Annotated in this window: 17 protein-coding genes and 1 tRNA gene; 9 read left to right on the top strand and 9 right to left on the bottom strand. The window is 68.8% G+C overall.

Going from position 1 to position 16,865, the window contains the following annotated elements; all coding sequences use genetic code 11:
• Nucleotides 1-21: 21 nt before the first annotated feature.
• Both GTO19_RS05540 and GTO19_RS05535 read right to left on the bottom strand, forming a co-directional pair.
• Nucleotides 22-984: a tripartite tricarboxylate transporter substrate binding protein gene (locus GTO19_RS05540; RefSeq protein WP_291022588.1), complete on the bottom strand. Its 963-nt coding sequence runs from the start codon at nt 982-984 to the stop codon at nt 22-24.
• Between the two features lie 23 nt (nt 985-1,007).
• On the bottom strand, nt 1,008-2,039 hold the full coding sequence (locus GTO19_RS05535; RefSeq protein ID WP_291022586.1) for a CDP-6-deoxy-delta-3,4-glucoseen reductase: 1,032 nt from the start codon (nt 2,037-2,039) through the stop codon (nt 1,008-1,010).
• Between the two features lie 85 nt (nt 2,040-2,124).
• Between GTO19_RS05535 and GTO19_RS05530 the strand changes: the two genes are divergently transcribed.
• Nucleotides 2,125-3,045, top strand: a complete 921-nt coding sequence (locus GTO19_RS05530; protein WP_291022585.1) for an SDR family oxidoreductase — start codon at nt 2,125-2,127, stop codon at nt 3,043-3,045.
• Nucleotides 3,046-3,109: 64 nt separating this feature from the next.
• Here GTO19_RS05530 and GTO19_RS05525 read toward each other — a convergent pair.
• Nucleotides 3,110-3,194 (bottom strand) — tRNA-Leu (locus tag GTO19_RS05525).
• A gap of 35 nt (nt 3,195-3,229) precedes the next feature.
• On the opposite strand from GTO19_RS05525, the gene cysM reads away from it, so the two are divergent.
• Genes cysM through GTO19_RS05505 form a run of 4 tightly spaced genes read left to right on the top strand, consistent with a single transcriptional unit; the run spans nt 3,230 to nt 6,004 of the window.
• Nucleotides 3,230-4,132: a cysteine synthase CysM gene (cysM, locus tag GTO19_RS05520; RefSeq protein ID WP_291022582.1), complete on the top strand. Its 903-nt coding sequence runs from the start codon at nt 3,230-3,232 to the stop codon at nt 4,130-4,132.
• Nucleotides 4,133-4,136: 4 nt separating this feature from the next.
• The gene (locus tag GTO19_RS05515) at nt 4,137-4,682 is read left to right on the top strand and encodes an NUDIX hydrolase (RefSeq protein ID WP_291022580.1); all 546 of its coding nucleotides are present in this window, start codon (nt 4,137-4,139) and stop codon (nt 4,680-4,682) included.
• 36 nt (nt 4,683-4,718) lie between these two features.
• Nucleotides 4,719-4,946 (top strand): sulfurtransferase TusA family protein, encoded by a 228-nt coding sequence (locus GTO19_RS05510; RefSeq protein WP_291022658.1) that lies wholly within the window; start codon nt 4,719-4,721, stop codon nt 4,944-4,946.
• Nucleotides 4,946-6,004: an NAD(P)-dependent oxidoreductase gene (locus GTO19_RS05505; protein ID WP_009517387.1), complete on the top strand. Its 1,059-nt coding sequence runs from the start codon at nt 4,946-4,948 to the stop codon at nt 6,002-6,004. Before GTO19_RS05510 ends, GTO19_RS05505 begins: the two co-directional genes overlap by 1 nt.
• Before the next feature lie 81 nt (nt 6,005-6,085).
• Here the strand turns inward: GTO19_RS05505 and GTO19_RS05500 are convergent, their stop codons facing one another.
• From GTO19_RS05500 to GTO19_RS05485, 4 genes are all read right to left on the bottom strand, one after another.
• Complete coding sequence (locus GTO19_RS05500; protein ID WP_291022577.1) at nt 6,086-8,965, bottom strand: valine--tRNA ligase; 2,880 nt, start codon at nt 8,963-8,965, stop codon at nt 6,086-6,088.
• A gap of 194 nt (nt 8,966-9,159) precedes the next feature.
• Nucleotides 9,160-9,339 carry a DUF2783 domain-containing protein gene (locus tag GTO19_RS05495; RefSeq protein WP_291022574.1) on the bottom strand — a complete coding sequence of 60 codons (180 nt, stop codon included), beginning with the start codon at nt 9,337-9,339 and terminating at the stop codon, nt 9,160-9,162.
• Nucleotides 9,336-11,075 carry an FAD-dependent oxidoreductase gene (locus GTO19_RS05490; protein ID WP_291022572.1) on the bottom strand — a complete coding sequence of 580 codons (1,740 nt, stop codon included), beginning with the start codon at nt 11,073-11,075 and terminating at the stop codon, nt 9,336-9,338. The genes GTO19_RS05495 and GTO19_RS05490 overlap by 4 nt, the downstream gene beginning before the upstream one ends.
• A 339-nt stretch (nt 11,076-11,414) precedes the next feature.
• A complete protein-coding gene (locus tag GTO19_RS05485; protein ID WP_291022570.1) occupies nt 11,415-12,032 on the bottom strand; it encodes a VOC family protein in 618 nt (205 codons plus the stop codon).
• Nucleotides 12,033-12,192: 160 nt separating this feature from the next.
• On the opposite strand from GTO19_RS05485, the gene yaaA reads away from it, so the two are divergent.
• The 4 genes from yaaA to GTO19_RS05465 all read left to right on the top strand — a co-directional run bounded on the left by yaaA (nt 12,193) and on the right by GTO19_RS05465 (nt 15,255).
• Nucleotides 12,193-12,969: a peroxide stress protein YaaA gene (yaaA, locus tag GTO19_RS05480; RefSeq protein WP_291022568.1), complete on the top strand. Its 777-nt coding sequence runs from the start codon at nt 12,193-12,195 to the stop codon at nt 12,967-12,969.
• A 14-nt stretch (nt 12,970-12,983) separates the two neighbouring features.
• Nucleotides 12,984-13,874: a 2OG-Fe(II) oxygenase gene (locus tag GTO19_RS05475; RefSeq protein ID WP_291022566.1), complete on the top strand. Its 891-nt coding sequence runs from the start codon at nt 12,984-12,986 to the stop codon at nt 13,872-13,874.
• Nucleotides 13,871-14,722, top strand: coding sequence for an NADPH-dependent 7-cyano-7-deazaguanine reductase QueF (gene queF, locus GTO19_RS05470; RefSeq protein WP_291022564.1), 852 nt, complete (start codon nt 13,871-13,873; stop codon nt 14,720-14,722). Before GTO19_RS05475 ends, queF begins: the two co-directional genes overlap by 4 nt.
• Nucleotides 14,723-14,880: 158 nt before the next feature.
• Complete coding sequence (locus GTO19_RS05465) at nt 14,881-15,255, top strand: RNA-binding protein (protein WP_363302973.1); 375 nt, start codon at nt 14,881-14,883, stop codon at nt 15,253-15,255.
• A gap of 57 nt (nt 15,256-15,312) precedes the next feature.
• Here GTO19_RS05465 and GTO19_RS05460 read toward each other — a convergent pair whose 3' ends face one another.
• Together GTO19_RS05460 and GTO19_RS05455 are read right to left on the bottom strand one after the other, a co-directional pair.
• The gene (locus GTO19_RS05460; RefSeq protein ID WP_291022559.1) at nt 15,313-16,101 is read right to left on the bottom strand and encodes an anti-sigma factor; all 789 of its coding nucleotides are present in this window, start codon (nt 16,099-16,101) and stop codon (nt 15,313-15,315) included.
• Between the two features lie 10 nt (nt 16,102-16,111).
• Nucleotides 16,112-16,657, bottom strand: a complete 546-nt coding sequence (locus tag GTO19_RS05455; RefSeq protein ID WP_291022557.1) for a sigma-70 family RNA polymerase sigma factor — start codon at nt 16,655-16,657, stop codon at nt 16,112-16,114.
• Between the last annotated feature and the right edge of the window lie 208 nt (nt 16,658-16,865).

Genomic DNA, 16,865 nt, shown 5'->3' with positions numbered 1-16,865 from the left:
CTTCGTGTTGGTGGTGCCGGGTTAGCCCACCGTCGCGCCGCTGAGCTTGACCATGCGCTCGTACTTGGCGCGCTCGCGGTTCATGAAGTCACCGAAGGCCTGCGGCGTGCTCGGCGCGGGCTCGGCCATCAGCGTGGCGAACTTGCCCTTCACATCGGGAGACTGCAGGGCCGCCGTGAAGGCGGCGTTGAGCTTGGCCACCACGTCTGCGGGTGTGCCGGCCGGTGCCACAAGGCCCCACCAGGTGTCGATCTCGAAGCCCGGCAGGGTCTCGGCCACCGTGGGCACATCCGGCATCACGCTGCTGCGCTGCGTGGTGGTGACGGCCAGCGCCTTGAGCTTGCCCGAGCGGATGTTGGCCGCCGCGGTGGCCAGGTTGTCGAAGTTGAAATCGACCTGGCCGGACAGCAGGCCCAGTTGGGCCGGGTTGCCGCCGTTGTAGGGGATGTGCACCGCGAACACGCCGGCCTGGTTCTTGAACAGCTCGCCCGCCAAGTGACCCGCGCTGCCGCTGCCGCCCGAGCCGTAGTTGAGCTTGCCCGGGTTCGTCTTGCCGTAGCGGATCAGGTCCGGCAGGCTGTTGATGTTCAGGCGTTTGGCGGTGTCGGCGTTCATCACCAGCACGTTGGGCACGCGCAGCATCTGCGTGACGGGTGCGAAGTCCTTCGCGGGGTCGTAGGGCAGTTGCTTGAACAGCCAGGGGTTGATGCCGTGCGAGGCGGTGGTCGCAATGCCGAGCGTGAGGCCGTCGGGCGCCGACTTGGCCACCTGGCTCACGCCGATGTTGCCGCCCGCGCCCGGGCGGTTCTCCACGATCACCGTGCCCAGCGAGTCCTTCACCGCGTCGGCCAGGATGCGCGCGGTCACGTCGATGGGGCCGCCGGCCGCGAAGGGCACCACGATGCGCGTGGTGCGCGTCTGGGCCCATGCGGGCAGGGTCAGGGCGGAAGCGGTGAGGGCGATGGCGTGGCGGCGGGAAATCATGGCTTGTCTCCTGGTTGTGTGGGTCACACTTTATCGGCGGCGCTGGTGAACGAGTCGGCGAAGAAGAACTCTTCGGGCAAACCAGCCTGCGCCACGTAGTCGCGCTTGGCCGATTCGACCACGATGGGCGCGCCGCAGGCATACACCTCGAAGCCGCTGAGGTCGGCGTGGTCCTCCAGCACCGCGCGGTGCACGAAGCCGGTGCGGCCGGTCCAGGCGTCCTCGGGCTGCGCGTCAGACACCACGGGCACGTACTTCAGGTTCGGCATGGCGGCCAGTTGCGCCTCGATCCAATCGCTCTGGTACAGATCGGCCGGGCGGCGGCCGCCCCAATACAGCGTGGCCGGGCGGGTGATGCCCTTGAAGCGCATGTGCTCCACGATGGCCTTGATGGGCGCGAAGCCGGTGCCCGAGGCGAGCAGGATCATCGGCTTGTCGCTGTCCTCGCGCAGGAAGAAGCTGCCGAACGGGCCTTCGATGCGCAGGATGTCCTTCTCCTTCATGGTGGAGAAGACCTGGTCGGTGAACTTGCCGCCGGGCATGTGGCGCAGGTGCAGCTCCAGGCCGGGGACCTCGGTTTGCGTGTGCGGCGCATTGGCCATCGAGTAGCTGCGGCGGTCGCCGTCGCGCAGGATGAACTCCACGTACTGGCCCGCGCGGTACTGGAAGGTGTCGCTGGCGGGCAGTTGCAGGCGCAGCACCATCACGTCGTGCGAGGCGCGCGTGAGGCTGTTGACGCGGGCGGGCATCTTCTTGATCGGGAAGGCGCCGAGCTCGGTGACCTGGCGTGACTCGATGACCACGTCGCTGTGCGCCACGCCGCAGCAGGTGAGCACATAGCCCGCGGCCTCTTCCTCGGCCGACAAGGCCTTGGCCTGGTGCGGCCCGTGCACCACCGTGCCCGACACCAGCTTGCACTTGCAGGAGCCGCAGGCCCCGTCCTTGCAGCCGTAGGGCAGGCCGATGCCCTGGCGGATGCCCGCGGCGAGGATGGCCTCTTCGGGGTTGGCGGTGAAGGCGCGCCCGCTGGGCTGCACCGAGATCGTGAATGTCATACTCGCCGTCTTTCTGTCGAGGGGCCCGCTCCACTGGCGCGCCCCGTTCCAAGCAACCGCGCATTGTCGCAAAAACCCGTCTGGCATGAGTTTTCTTGGCGCCTTGCCCGCACGCTTCCGGCGTGAACGGGTGCTGATCGTGGGCTGTGGCGACGTGGGCCTGCGAACGGCCGGCGTGCTGGGCGCTGGGCGGCGGGCGCGCCTGATGGCGCTCACCTCCAGCCCCGAGCGCGTGCCGGCGCTGCGCGCGGCGGGGCTCGTGCCGTTGCAAGGCGATCTGGACGAACCGCGCAGCCTGCGCCGCCTGGCCGGTGTGGCCACGCGCGTGCTGCACCTGGCGCCGCCCCCATCGCAGGACATGGCCGACTGGCGCATCGACCCACGCACGCGGTCTCTGGTGCAGGCGCTCGCGCAGCGCACGCCGCCGCTGGCGCTGGTCTATGGCTCCACCACCGGCGTGTATGGTGACCGCGAAGGCGCCTGGACCAGCGAGGCCCAGCCCGCTCAGGCGCGCACGCCACGCGCCTCGCGCCGCCTGGACGCCGAAGACCGCGTGCGCTGGCTCGGCCGTGCGCTGGGCGTGCGGGGGAGCGTGCTGCGCATTCCCGGCATCTACGCCAATGACCGCGAAGGCGGCACGCCGCGCGATCGCCTGCAACGCGGCACGCCGGTGCTGCGCGCCGAGGACGATGTCTACACCAACCACATCCACGCCGACGACCTGGCCCGCGCCTGTGCCCTGGCACTGTGGCGAGGCCGCGCGCAGCGCGTTGTCAACGTGGTGGACGACACCGAACTCAAGATGGGCGACTACTTCGACCTGGCGGCGGATCTGTATGGTCTGCCGCGTCCGCCGCGCCTGCCACGCGACACGGCGCAAGACCAGTTGCCGCTGATGCTGCTGAGTTTCATGAGCGAATCGCGCCGACTGCGCAACCGGCGCATGAAGGACGAACTGGGGCTGCGGCTGCGCTACCCCACGGTGGCCGAAGGTCTGCGCGGCTGAACGCAGCGGGGCAGGCAACAAAAAGCCCGCGCGAGGCGGGCCGATGTGAAAGCGCTTGCCTGGGTGGTGCCGAAGGCCGGACTCGAACCGGCACACCTTGCGGCGGCGGATTTTGAATCCGCTGCGTCTACCGATTCCGCCACTTCGGCCCGAGCAAGGGCGCGGATTATGGCACAGTGGCGCCATGCAATACCCCACCATCGAAGACGCCATCGGCCGCACGCCCCTGGTGGCGCTGCAGCGCATCGGCGCTGCCGAGAACGGCCCGCGCGGCAACGTCATCCTCGCCAAGCTTGAAGGCAACAACCCCGCCGGCTCCGTGAAAGACCGGCCCGCGCTGTCCATGATCCGCCGGGCCGAGGAGCGCGGCGACATCAAGCCCGGCGACACGCTGATCGAAGCCACCTCGGGCAACACCGGCATCGCGCTGGCCATGGCGGCGGCCATCAAGGGCTATCGCATGGTGCTGATCATGCCGGAGGACCTCTCCATCGAACGCGCCCAGACCATGAAGGCCTTCGGCGCCGAGCTCATCCTCACGCCCAAGAGCGGCGGCATGGAGTCCGCGCGCGACCTGGCCGACAAGATGCAGGCCGAGGGCAAGGGCCTGGTGCTCGACCAGTTCGCCAACCCCGACAACCCGCGCATCCACTACGAAACCACCGGCCCCGAGCTGTGGGAGCAGACCGGCGGGCGCATCACCCACTTCGTGAGCGCCATGGGCACCACCGGCACCATCACCGGCGTGTCGCGCTTCATGAAGGAAAAGAACCCCGCCGTGCGCATCGTCGGCGCGCAGCCCAGCGAGGGTTCTCGCATCCCCGGCATCCGCAAATGGCCCGAGGAATACCTGCCCAAGATCTACGACCCGAAGGCGGTCGACGAAATGATCTACGTGTCGCAGGCCGATGCCGAGGACATGGCCCGGCGCATGGCGCGCGAGGAGGGCATCTTCGGCGGCATCTCCGCCGCCGGGGCGCTCTGGACGGCGCTGCAGGTGTCGCGCCAGGTGGAGAACGCCACCATCGTCTTCGTGGTCTGCGACCGCGGCGACCGGTATTTGTCCACCGGCGTCTTTCCCGCATGACGCCGTGAGCGGCGACAGCGCCTTTCGCTACTGCCCGCAGTGCGCCACCGCACTGCGCGAGATCGTGCAGGCCGAAGACGGCGGCGACAAGCGGCGCCTGCGTTGCCCGGCCTGCGACTACACGCACTGGAACAATCCGACGCCGGTATTGGCAGCCATCGTCGAACTCGACGGGAAGGTTCTGCTGGCGCGCAACGCCGCCTGGCCGGGGCGCTTCTTCGGGCTGATCACGGGTTTCATGGAGGCCGGCGAAACGCCAGAGGACGGCATCCGCCGCGAGATTGCCGAGGAGACCTCGCTGGAGACCGAGGCCCTGAGCCTGGTCGCCGTGCACGACTTTCAGCGCATGAACCAGGTCATCATCAGCTACCACGCCCGTTGCCGGGGCACGGTGCGCCTGTCGCCCGAGCTGTCGGAGTACCGGCTCCTGGCGCCGGCCGCGGTGCGCTGTTGGCGCGCCGGCACGGGACTGGCGCTGGCCCAGTGGCTTTTGTCACAGGGCCACCAGCCCCAATTCCTGGACGACACACCGAAGGCCGACGCGGCCTAAAATGCGCCGTTACTCTGACGGAGCCCTGCCTTCATGATCGCCGCTGACCGAGAACTCGACGCCCGGGGCCTGAACTGCCCGCTGCCCATCCTGAAGGCCAAGAAAGCCCTGGCCGAGATGCACAGCGGCCAGACCCTGAAGGTGGTGGCCACCGACGCCGGCTCGGTGCGCGATTTCCAGGCTTTCGCCAAACAAACCGGCAACATGCTGGTCCACCAGGAAACGGTGGGCGGCGATTTCGTCTCGGTGCTCAAGCGCCGCTGATGCCCACCCCCATGGACGTCCTGCTCGTTGATCCGCTGGTGCCCGAAGCCCTGGCGTGGCTGCAGGAACGCCATGACGTGGTCTACCTGCCCGAGCTGGCCGACGACCCCGCCGAACTGCGCCGCGCGCTGGCCGACGCCCGCGCGGTGGTGCTGCCGCCCCACGTGGTGGTCTCCCAGGAATTCCTCGACCATGCGCCCAACCTCATGATGGTCGCGCGCATGCAGATCTCCAGCGACAACACCGACCTCAACGCCTGTGCGCAGCGCCACGTGCGCGTGCTGCAGGCGCGCAGCGCCACGGTGCGCTCCAACGCCGAGTACCTGCTCTACGGCCTGCTCATGCTCTACCGCCGGGGCATGGTGAGCGCCCTGCTGGGGCGCAAGCTGGGGCAGGTGCGCATGGGCCGCGAACTCGCGGGCAGCACCGTGGGCCTGCTGGGCCTGGCGCCCGTGGCGCACACGCTGGCGCCCATGTTGCGCAGCCTGGGCGTGCGCGTGCTCGGCTACGACCCGGCCGTGCACCACGCCGCCGAGTTGTGGGACAAGCTGCACGTGGAACCCGTGCCCCTGCAGGAACTTCTCGAACGCTCCGACGCCATTTCGCTGCAGATGGTCTACGCCTCGCGTTTCAAGGGCTGGATCAACGAACGACTGCTCAACCACTGCAAGACGGGGCAGCTCTGGGTGGGCGTGAGCCGCAGTGCGCTGTTCGAGCCCGAGGCGCTGGCGCTCGCCTTGTGCGACGGCCGCATCGACGCCTGCCTGCTCGACGGCGCGAACGCGCAGTTCGCCGCGCCGGGCTCGCCGCTGTACGGCATTCCCAACCTGCACCTCACGCCGCGCCTGGGCTCGCACACGCGCGAGGCCAAGCTGCGCGCCAGCTGGTACCTGGCGCACCGCATCCACGAGACGCTGTCGCCCGACGACGCGCGGCGCGAACCCGGCAGCAGCGACTTCGCCATGCTCGACAGCCTGGGCTTCCCGGAATCGGGCGACCCGCCGCAGTCGGCCTCGCCCTCGCAGTGGGCCTCGCTCGCGGCCCTAAGTAGGGACTGACCCCCGCCGCGCTGCGCGCGACCCCCTGAGAGGGGGGCGGTGCCTGCGGCCCGGCAAAGCCGGTTCCGCGGCACCCTGGGTTCAGCCCAGGCGCTCCAACTGCGCTTGCACCTTCTCCAGCGTCGCGCCGAAATCGGCCAGGCGCTGCTTCTCCTGATCGATCACCGCCGCCGGCGCGCGCGCCACGAAGCCTTCGTTGCCCAGCTTGCCCTGGGCCTTGGCGATCTCACCCTGCAGGCGCGCGGCTTCCTTGCCCAGGCGGGCCTTTTCGGCCGCCACGTCGATTTCCATGAACAGGCACAGGTGAGCACCGCCCACCACGGCCACGGGCGCGGCGCCCGCCGCCTGGGCCCAGGCGGCTTCGTCGTCGAACACGCGCACCTCGGACAGCTTGGCCAGGGCCTGCAGCACCGGCGCGGCACCGCGCAGGAACTCGGCGTCGCCCACCGCGTAGAGCGGCAGGCGCTGGGCCGGTGACACGCCCATTTCACCGCGCAGCGTGCGGCAGGCGTCCACCAGTTGCTTCAGGCGCGCGACGTGCGCTTCGGCGGCCTCGTCGATGCGCTCGGGCTGGCTCACGGGGTAGGCAGCCAGGGCCACCGATTCGCCCGAGCGGCCGGCCACGGGCGCCACCTTCTGCCACAGCTCTTCGGTGATGAAGGGAATGATGGGGTGCGCCAGGCGCTGGATGGCCTCCAGCGTGCGGATCAGCGTGCGGCGCGTGGCGCGCTGCTGGGCCGCGTCGCCGGTCTGGATCTGCACCTTGGCGATCTCCAGGTACCAGTCGCAGAACTCGTTCCACACGAAGTCGTAGATGGCATTGGCGACGTTGTCGAGTCGGTACTCGGCGAAGCCCTGGGCCACGGCGGCCTCGGTGCGCTGCAGGGCCGAGCTGATCCAGCGGTCGGCCTGGCTGAAGCTCAGGTAGCCGTGGAAGGGCTGGCCGACGGCGCACTCGTCTTTCGTGTGCTCCTTGAGCCCGCAGTCCTGCCCCTCGCAATTCATGAGCACGAAGCGCGTGGCGTTCCAGAGCTTGTTGCAGAAGTTGCGGTATCCCTCGCAGCGCTTGCTGTCGAAGTTGATGCTGCGGCCCAGCGAGGCCAACGCCGCGAAGGTGAAGCGCAGCGCGTCGGCGCCGTAGGCGGGAATGCCCTCGGGGAATTCCTTCTCGGTGTCCTTGCGCACGCGTGGTGCGGTCTCGGGCTTGCGCAGGCCGGTGGTGCGCTTGTCCAGCAGCGGGGCCAGGGCGATGCCGTCGATCAGGTCCACCGGGTCGAGCACGTTGCCTTCGCTCTTGCTCATCTTGCGGCCCTGCGCGTCGCGCACCAGCCCGTGGATGTAGACGTGGCGGAAGGGCACGCGACCGGTGAAGTGGGTCGTCATCATGATCATGCGCGCGACCCAGAAGAAGATGATGTCGTAGCCGGTGACGAGCACGCTGCTGGGCAGGTAGATGTCGTAGTCTTCGGTGGGCCCGCTTTTCTGGTTCGGCCAGCCCATGGTGCTGAAAGGCACCAGCGCAGACGAGTACCAGGTGTCGAGCACGTCCGGGTCGCGCGTGAGGGTCTTGCCCGGGGCCTGGGCCTTCGCGTCGGCCTCGTTGCGCGCCACGTAGATGCGGCCGTCCTCGTCGTACCAGGCGGGGATCTGGTGGCCCCACCAGAGCTGTCGGCTGATGCACCAGTCCTGGATGTTCTTCATCCACTGGTCGTAGGTGTTGACCCAGTTCTCGGGCACGAACCTCACTTCGCCCGATTCCACGGCGTCGATCGCCTTCTGCGCGATGCTCTTGCCCGTGGGATCTTTCTCGCTGACCTTGGTCATGGCCACGAACCACTGGTCGGTGAGCATGGGCTCCACCACCTGGCCGGTGCGCGCGCAGCGCGGCACCATGAGCTTGTGCTTCTTCGTCTCGACCAGCAGGCCCAGGGCCTCGAGGTCGGCCACCACGGCCTTGCGGGCCACGAAGCGGTCGAGGCCGCGGTACTTTTCGGGTGCGTTGTCGTTGATCGCCGCGTCCAGCGTGAGCACGCCGATCTGGGGCAGGCCGTGGCGCTGACCCACGGCGTAGTCGTTGTAGTCGTGCGCGGGCGTGACCTTCACGACACCGGTGCCGAACTCGCGGTCCACGTAGGCGTCGGCGATCACGGGGATCTCGCGGTCGCACAGCGGCAGCTTCACCGTCTTGCCGACGATGGCGGCGTAGCGCTCGTCCTCGGGGTGCACCGCGACGGCGCTGTCGCCGAGCATGGTCTCGGGGCGGGTGGTGGCCACCACCACGGAGCCGCTACCGTCGCTCAGGGGGTAGCGGATGTGCCAGAGGAAGCCGTCCTCTTCTTCGCTCTCCACTTCCAGGTCGCTCACCGCCGATTTGAGCACCGGGTCCCAGTTGACCAGGCGCTTGCCGCGGTAGATGAGGCCTTGTTCGTACAGGCGCACGAAGGTTTCGGTGACCACGGACGAGAGCTTGTCGTCCATGGTGAAGTACTCGCGCGACCAGTCCACGGTGTCGCCCATGCGGCGCATCTGCGTGGTGATGGTGTTGCCGCTCATTTCCTTCCACTGCCAGACCTTCTGCGTGAAGGCCTCGCGGCCGAGGTCGTGGCGGCTGATCTTCTGTTCCTGCAGCTGGCGCTCGACCACGATCTGCGTGGCGATGCCGGCGTGGTCGGTGCCGGGCACCCAGAGGGTGTTCGCGCCCATCATGCGGTGGTAGCGCGTGAGGCTGTCCATGATGGTCTGGTTGAACGCGTGGCCCATGTGCAGGGTGCCGGTCACGTTCGGCGGCGGGAGCTGGATGCTGAACGAGGGCGCGCCGGCCTTCGCTTCGCCCGTACCGCGAAAGCCCGCCTTGCCGACACCGCGCTGCTCCCACCAGGGGCCCCAGCGGGCTTCGATGGGAGCGGGTTCGAAGGACTTGGCGAGGGAGGCCAGGCCGGGTTGCTGCACGGTGTCGGTCATGGGGGTGCCAATAATGGCAACGGCATCCCGTGGGATGCCGCTGGGTGGGACGGGGGAAGCTGGCATTCTAAATTTCTTCGACGTGGCTCCGCTCGCCGGCGCTCGGGGTGCCCGGCTCCGCGAATGTCCTCCGGACGGCTGCGCCGTCCTCCCCCTTTATTTCGCTGCGCCGGGCACCCCGATCACCGGCGAGCTCATTGGCGAGCGGCCTGGATGCACTCGGCCAGAACGGCGGCATCGCCGACCTGGTTGGCCAGCAGCAGGATCAGGCGCGCGCTGAAGGCCTGCTGCTGCTCGGGCGAGAGGTTCACCTGCGCGTCCAGCAGTTGCTCGTAGAAGGTGTCGGCGTCCTGCCAGTTGGGGGTGGTGATCATGCGTGCACTCCGGTGAGGCCCAGGGTCAGGCCGATGGCCTGCACCAGGCGGCTGTCGATGGTGTGGCCGCTGGCGGCGAGGTAGCCGTCGGGCCGCACCAAGGCCCAGGCCGGTTCGTCGCCATCGGGCAGGCCGCAGGCGCCGCGCAGGTGGGCTTTCGGGTCGCGCACGTGCTCGTCGGCCTGGGCGGGCTCGCGGCCAGCCGGCACCTGCACCGCGCGCAGCGGCGTGGTGGCCAGCACCTCGCGCAGGCGGCGCAGGGCGGCGGCGCTCAGCGGGCCGAAGCACAGCAGCAGCAGATCACCGCCGGCCCAGTCCAGCAACTGGTTGATGCGGCCCGGGCGGCCATTGGCCCAGCGGAATTCGACGTTCTGCACGGACTGGCCCGCGGCGCTGCCCGGCGCGTACTGCACGATGCGCGAGCGCGTATACGGGTTGGCCACGGCCATGCGGCCGGTGTTCACGAGGGCTCGCGCGAACGGATGCCGCTTGGCCAGCGCAATGGCGGCGTCGCGGTACACGCGCTCGATGCCGTCGGCCGGGCGCAGGAAGCGCGCGGTGCGGTTGGTGACGCGCACGTTCTCGCGTGCGGCCTCCAGGCGTTCGTCCTCGTAGCTGTCCAGCAGGGCCGGTGCCGCCTGGCCGCGCATGACGGCGGCGAGCTTCCAGGCCAGGTTGTCCGCATCGGCCACGCCGGTGTTGCCGCCGCGCGCGCCGAAGGGGCTGACGACCTTGGCCGAGTCGCCCATGAAGTACACGCGCCCGTTGCGCATGGCGTGCACGCACTCGCTGCGGTAGGCATAGGGGCCCACCCACACGATCTCGACCTCCACGCCGGGGCCGAACTGGCGCGCCAGGCGCTCGCGCACCACGTCCTCGCGGCTCACGTAGGCGGGGTCGGCGTTGGGCGCCATCTGATAGTCGATGCGCCAGACGTCGTCGGCCATCAGGTGCTGCCAGACGGCGCGGTTTTCGTTGAAGGGCGCTTCGATCCAGGTGTGGCGTTCCGTGGGCGGGCGGGTGCTGAAGCGCACGTCGGCGATGCACCAGCGGTCGTCGCCGCGCTTGCTGTCGAAGGGCACGTTCAGCCACTTGCGCAGGGGGCTGTTGCTTCCGGTGGCGTCGATGACGTGCTCGGCTTCGAGGCGGTACTCGCCCGCGGGTGTTTCGATGGTGAGCGTGGCGGTGCGCGCGTTCTGCTCGAAGCCGGTGAGCCGGTTGCGCCAGCGCAGTTCGACGTGGCCGAGTTGCTGGATGCGGTCGACCAGGAAGGCCTCGATGTAGAACTGCTGGATGTTGATGAAGGGCGGTTGCTGGCTGAGGTTGAAGCTGCCCTGCTGGCGCAGGTCGAAGCTGTAGACCTCGTCGTCGCCGGCGAAGGTGCGGCCCACGCTCCATTGCGTGCCTTTGGCGGCGATGTGCTCATAGACGCCCAGGCGCTCGAAGATCTCCAGCGACTTCTGCGTGTAGCAGATGCCGCGCGAGCTGGCGCCCTTGACGCCGACGGTGTCGTCTTCGTCGAGCAGGATGGCCTTGACGCCCAGGCGGGCGAGGGAGCAGGCGAGGGTGAGGCCGGTGATGCCGCCGCCGACGATGACGATGGGGTGCTTCGCGGGCGCCTTGTCGCCGAGTTCCGGCGGGGGCACGAAGGGGTAGCTGGGCAGTTCGTAGCCACCACCCTGGGTGAATTCGTAGCCGTTGGTGTGGGCTACTTCCTTGTACGTGTTCAGCGACATGGGCCGCTCCTCTTTGTCATCGATTGATGTGCGTTCGACGCGTTTCACTCATCTTCCTCGCGGGCTCGCGGCCACTGGGTGCCCTGTTCCGCGAATGTCCCCCGGACCGGCTGCGCCGGTCCTCCTCCTTTATTTCGCTACACAGGGCACCCAGCGTCCGCGAGCTGCCCACACCTTGGCGTGCAGATCGCCCGAGTGCCGACGAGGGCGGTGGTGGACAGGGGGCAAGGGCGCAGCGAAATAAAGGAGGAGGACGGCGCAGCCGTCCGGGGGACATTCGCGGAGCCCTTGCCCCCTGGCCGCCAACGACCGGTGCAGCCGGAGAAAACCTGGGAGCGCCTAAACCTTGGCCCCCACCTCCGGCCGATCGTTCTGCTGCGGCTTGAGCGGCGCACCGCCCTTGCCCTCGGCGCGCTCCTTGCGCCATTGCTCCTTGCGCGCATTCCACTCGCCCAGCCGCGCATGCGCCGTCTTGCTCTCCTGCAGCATCTGGAACTCGTCGGCCAACTGGGCCGTGAGCTCGAGCCGGATCCCGTTCGGGTCGAAGAAATAGATGCTCTTGAAGATGTGGTGGTCCGTCACCCCCAGCACCTCGATCCCGTGCGCCTCCAGGCGCGCCTTGGTGTTCTCCAGCTCGCCGATGGTGTTCACCCGGAAGCTGATGTGGTTCACCCACTTCGGCGTGTTCGGGCTCGGCAGCGCCGCTTCGTCGTCGCCCAGGTCGAAGAAGGCGATGAACGAGCCATCTTGCAGGCGGAAGAAGAAGTGGGTGTACGGGCAGTACTCGCCCGTGCTCGGCACATAGTCGCTCTGGATGATGTGGTACAGCGGCAGACCCAGGATGTCCTCGTAGAAATGCCGCGTTTCCTCCGCGTCGCGCGCGCGGTAGGCGTAGTGGTGCAACTGCTGGATCGCGGCCGGCGCGGGCAGGTCGGCCTGAGGTTTCATGGGCGTCATGGCTGTCTCCTTGAACGGTCAATCAAATTTACCATAGCGAAACGCATTTCTCCAAACGTAATTTGCCGGGCGGTCGCCAAGGCCTTGGCCCGGGGTGCCGGGGTAGGGCTTCGCGATAATTGCGGTCTCCGTCGGCTGCGCCCGGTTCCACCATTCATCCATGCTATTCCTGATCTCGCCCGCCAAGGCCCTCGACTACGAGACGCCCCCCCATGTGAAGGCGCACACCCAGCCGCTGTTCGTCGAGCAGTCGACGGAACTGATCGAGGTGCTCAAGCGCAAGACGCCGCAGCAGATCGCCACGCTCATGGACCTGTCGGACAAGCTCGCCACGCTCAACGCCGCGCGCTACGAGGCCTGGAGCCCCAAGTTCAACGCGAAGAACTCCAAGCAGGCGGTGCTGGCCTTCGATGGCGACGTCTACGGCGGTCTGGACGCGAAAACCCTGTCGGCCGAGGAACTCGACTGGCTGCAGGCGCATCTGTGCATCCTCAGCGGCCTGTACGGCGTGCTGCGTCCGCTCGACTGGATGCAGCCCTACCGGCTGGAGATGGGCACCCGGCTGAAGACCGAGCGTGGCGCCAGCCTCTACGCCTTCTGGGGCAGCCGCATCGCGGAGTACCTGAACGAGCGCGCCCTGGCCGACAAGAGCCCCGTGGTCATCAACCTGGCCAGCGAGGAGTACTTCAAGGCCGTGGACCTGAAGGCGCTGCGCCCGCGCGTGGTGACCTGCACGTTCGAGGAACGCAAGCCCGCGGGCTACAAGGTCATCAGCTTCATGGCCAAGCGCGCGCGCGGGCTCATGGTGCGCTGGGCGGTGCAGCACCGCGCCGGCACGCCCGAACAACTCAAGGCCTTCGACCTGGAAGGCTACCGTTTCACCGCCGACGCGTCCGGACCCGATCGCCTGGTGTTCCGGCGCGAGGCCAAGCCCTGAGAGGGGAGAGCGCCATGTCCCAGACCGTCACGCCCGAACTGCGCCGCTGGATCATCGAACAGGCCAGCGCCGGCTGCACGCCCGAGTCCGTTCTCAAGTCCATGCTTGACGCCGGCTGGGACGCCAGCGTGGCCGAGGGCGCGCTCGAACGCACGCTGCTGGAGCACCTCTCCACCGTGTCGCCCGACGCGCTCTCGCAGGCGGCCCCCGAGGTGCGCGAGGCCGTGCAGGGCGCGCTGGGCCAGGGCTCGGCGGTGCCTGTCATCGACACCTCGGGCTCGCCGCGCCGCATCGACGCAGGCGACCGCTGGGTGGACATCATCACGCACATGAACCACCCGCGCGTGGTGGTGCTGGGCAACCTGCTCAGCGCCGAGGAGTGCGACGCCATCATCGAATCGGCCAAGCCCAAGCTGGCGCGTTCGCTCACGGTGCAGACGGCCACCGGCGGCGAAGAACTCAACCCCGACCGCACCAGCAGCGGCATGTTCTTCACGCGCGGGCAGACACCCGAGGTCACGGCCGTGGAACGGCGCATCGCGCGCCTGGTGGGCTGGCCGGTGGAAAACGGCGAGGGCCTGCAGGTGCTGCACTACCGCCCGGGCGCCGAGTACAAGCCCCACTACGACTACTTCGATCCCAAGGAAGCCGGCACGCCCACCATCCTCAAGCGCGGGGGCCAGCGCGTGGCCACGCTGGTGATGTACCTCAACGAGCCCGCGCGCGGTGGCGGCACCACCTTCCCCGACGTGGGCCTGGAGGTCGCGCCCGTGAAGGGCTCGGCCGTCTTCTTCAGTTACGACCGCCCGCACCCCACCACGCGCACCCTGCACGGTGGCGCGCCGGTGCTCGAGGGCGAGAAGTGGGTCGCCACCAAGTGGCTGCGCGAGCGCGAATTCGCATGACACACAACACCCCCGAACAATCCCAACTCGGCAAGGCCTCGGCCTACGTCGACCGCTACGACCCTTCGCTGATCTTCCCCTTGCCGCGCGAGGCCAAGCGGCGCGAGATCGGCATCGCCGGCAGCATCCCCTTCGTGGGCTGCGACCTGTGGACCGCCTACGAGCTGTCGTGGCTGAACCCGCGCGGCAAGCCGCAGGTGGCGATCGCGCACATCACCGTGCCCTGCGAGAGCACGCACATCGTCGAGAGCAAGTCCTTCAAGCTCTACCTCAACAGCTTCAACAACACGCCCTTCGACAGCGCCGAGGCGGTGCAGGCGCGGCTGCGCGCCGACCTGAGCGCCGCCGTGTGGCATGGCGGGCCCATGCAGGCGGGCGTGGGCGTGAAGCTGCTGGCGCCCGAGCGCTTCGATGCCGAGCCCATCCACGAACTCGATGGCCTGAACCTGGACCGGCTCGATGTGGAATGCACGCGCTACCAGCCCGCGCCGGAGCTGCTCACCGCCGCCTTCGACGAACAGCCGGTGAACGAGACGCTGGTAAGCCACCTGCTCAAGAGCAACTGCCTCGTCACCGGCCAGCCCGATTGGGGCAGCGTGCAGATCAGCTACAGCGGGCCGCAGATCGACCAGGGCGGGCTGCTGCAGTACCTGGTGAGTTTTCGTAACCACAACGAATTCCACGAGCAGTGCGTGGAGCGCATCTACATGGACGTGTGGACCCGCTGCAAACCCGCGAAGCTGAGCGTCTACGCGCGCTACACGCGCCGCGGCGGGCTCGACATCAACCCCTGGCGCAGCAGCCACCCGCAACAGCCGCCGGCCAATGTGCGCACCGCGCGGCAGTGAACCCGCACGCGCGGGGGCCTACCGTTGGTCAGTCCGGGGGCGGAATCTCCGAAATGCTTAGGTGATTTCGCGCCTTCCACGTAGGATCGCGCCCTTCGCCACCCTCGCGTGGCCGATCACTGACCGTTCGGTCCCTCGCGGGTTGGCGGTCTTCTCAGGTGGCCCACTTCCACGTGGCAACCACCCTCTCTCGCGGCGCTTGTGCCATTGCAGGCCAGCCCGCTTCTCTGAAAGGCTCAGTCATGAGCAGCAAACTGTACGTGGGCAACCTGCCCTACTCCGTCAACGACGACGCGCTTCGTCACAACTTCTCCGAATACGGCAACGTGGCCTCCGCCAAGGTCATGACCGACCGCGACAGCGGCCGCTCCAAGGGCTTCGGCTTCGTCGAAATGGGCTCCGAGGCCGAGGCGCAAGCCGCCATCAACGGCCTCAACGGCCAGTCGGTCGACGGCCGCCAGATCGTCGTCAACGTGTCGCGCCCGAAAGAGGGCGGCGGCGGTGGCTACCGCAGCAACGGTCCGCGCTACTGAGCCCTGACCGCTCCCTGAAGAAAGCCGGCGCCCGCGCCGGCTTTTTCTTTGGCCGCTTCAGATCTGCTTCTGGATCAGCGGCCCGTGGAACAGCACCGGCCCCGTCGGCCCGCGCTCGCTGGGCACACCGCCCAACGGCTCCAGGCTGATCGCCAGCGCCGGCACCTCGCGCACCGCGTTTTCGCTGGCGGCCAGTTGCAGCAGCCGCTCGGGCGTGAGCACGCCCAGCGAACGCGGCGCCGCGCCCGGGGGCAGGGCCCACAACTGCAGCGATCGGTCGGCCGCCTCCTGGTAGCCGCCGACGCGCTGCAGGCTCAGCCGGTTGTGCTTCGCGTCGTAGGTGACCAGCACCGCCGGCCGGGCCTGATCGTCGTTGAGCACGGCCACGTAGCGCACCTCGGGCGTGGCCAGCAACTGGCGTTGCAGCTCGGCCACTTCGGCGCGACGCTGATCGAGTTCGCCCCGCAGGCCGGGCAGCAGCACCAGCGCCGCCACCACCGCGCACAGGCCGGCCAGACCCGCGCCACGCCACAGCGCCAGGCTGTGCCACCAGCCGCGCGGTGGCGCCGCCTGCGCGCGTTCGCGCTGCTGTTCGATGGCCGCCCGTTCCCCCTCGGCGCGCACCAGGTTCTGGATGCGCGTCCACACCTGAGGCCCCGGCTCGGCGCTGGTCTGCAGTTCGTTCAGGCTGGCCACGCGCGTCTGCCATTCGATGGCTGCCGCGCGCACCACGGGCTGCTCACGCGCAATGGTTTCGAACCGCCGGCGCGCGCCGCCGCGCAAGGTGCCAAGCGCGTACGCGGCAGCCAGTCGCTGCAGCAGTTCAGGGTGGCGTTGCGGTTGCATGGTCGTGGCCTCAGGCGAACCGCGCCATGCAGTCGCGCAGTTTGTCCAGGCCGCGGCGTATCCAGGTCTTCACCGTGCCCAGGGGCAGCGTCAGGCGCTCGGCCAGTTCACCGTGGCTCAGGTCGCGCAGGTAGGCCAGGCTGATGACTTCGCGTTGCCGGTTGTCGAGCTGGCCCAGGCACTGGTGCAGGGCCCAGGCCTGCTGGCTGGCCAGGCTGGTGTCCATGGGGTTCGGCGCGTCGCCTTCCAGCGTGTCGGACAGGGTGTCGTCGAGGTCTTGCGTGAGGTGCTCACGCTCGGCCGCGCGGCGGCGCAGGTTGTCCAGCGAGCGGCTGCGCACGATGAGGCCCAGCCAGGCCATGGGCGGGGAGAGCGAGGCGCGGTACTCGCCCGCGTTGCGCCACACCTGCAGGTAACTCTCCTGCAGCACGTCCTCGGCCCGCTCGGCCGATCCGACCACGCGCAGCGACAGCCCGTACAGCTTGCGCGCGGTCAGGTCGTAGAGCGCCTTCAGCGCGGCTTCGTCGCGCCGGGCGATGCGGTCGATGAGGTCCATGAGGAGGTGGTCTGGGTCAGCGGGCAATGAGTCCTCCGCGCAATGCGCTGCGATGCGAGCGCCTTCGGGCGGCCGGTCGGCGCTCATGCCGCGCATTGTGGGGGGTCTTGTCTTTCATCACTACGCCGGCCTGCGCCCTGTGGATTCAGCGCCACCGTGCGGATCCGCACAACCGAGCAAAACAGTCGGGTTCCTTGAATCCGCCGCC

Source organism: Hydrogenophaga sp., assembly GCF_011772445.1.
In the GTDB taxonomy this organism is placed as follows: Bacteria; Pseudomonadota; Gammaproteobacteria; order Burkholderiales; family Burkholderiaceae_C; genus Hydrogenophaga.
This window is presented reverse-complemented; position numbering and strand designations above follow the sequence as displayed.

Excerpts from the sequence above, each read along its gene's own strand:
- GTO19_RS05540 (WP_291022588.1), bottom strand. The coding sequence starts at position 984 with ATGATTTCCCGCCGCCACGCCATCGCCCTCACCGCTTCCGCCCTGACC.
- GTO19_RS05535 (WP_291022586.1), bottom strand. The coding sequence starts at position 2,039 with ATGACATTCACGATCTCGGTGCAGCCCAGCGGGCGCGCCTTCACCGCC.
- GTO19_RS05530 (WP_291022585.1), top strand. The coding sequence starts at position 2,125 with ATGAGTTTTCTTGGCGCCTTGCCCGCACGCTTCCGGCGTGAACGGGTG.
- cysM (WP_291022582.1), top strand. The coding sequence starts at position 3,230 with ATGCAATACCCCACCATCGAAGACGCCATCGGCCGCACGCCCCTGGTG.
- GTO19_RS05505 (WP_009517387.1), top strand. The coding sequence starts at position 4,946 with ATGCCCACCCCCATGGACGTCCTGCTCGTTGATCCGCTGGTGCCCGAA.
- GTO19_RS05500 (WP_291022577.1), bottom strand. The coding sequence starts at position 8,965 with ATGACCGACACCGTGCAGCAACCCGGCCTGGCCTCCCTCGCCAAGTCC.
- GTO19_RS05495 (WP_291022574.1), bottom strand. The coding sequence starts at position 9,339 with ATGATCACCACCCCCAACTGGCAGGACGCCGACACCTTCTACGAGCAA.
- GTO19_RS05490 (WP_291022572.1), bottom strand. The coding sequence starts at position 11,075 with ATGTCGCTGAACACGTACAAGGAAGTAGCCCACACCAACGGCTACGAA.
- GTO19_RS05485 (WP_291022570.1), bottom strand. The coding sequence starts at position 12,032 with ATGACGCCCATGAAACCTCAGGCCGACCTGCCCGCGCCGGCCGCGATC.
- yaaA (WP_291022568.1), top strand. The coding sequence starts at position 12,193 with ATGCTATTCCTGATCTCGCCCGCCAAGGCCCTCGACTACGAGACGCCC.
- GTO19_RS05475 (WP_291022566.1), top strand. The coding sequence starts at position 12,984 with ATGTCCCAGACCGTCACGCCCGAACTGCGCCGCTGGATCATCGAACAG.
- queF (WP_291022564.1), top strand. The coding sequence starts at position 13,871 with ATGACACACAACACCCCCGAACAATCCCAACTCGGCAAGGCCTCGGCC.
- GTO19_RS05460 (WP_291022559.1), bottom strand. The coding sequence starts at position 16,101 with ATGCAACCGCAACGCCACCCTGAACTGCTGCAGCGACTGGCTGCCGCG.
- GTO19_RS05455 (WP_291022557.1), bottom strand. The coding sequence starts at position 16,657 with ATGGACCTCATCGACCGCATCGCCCGGCGCGACGAAGCCGCGCTGAAG.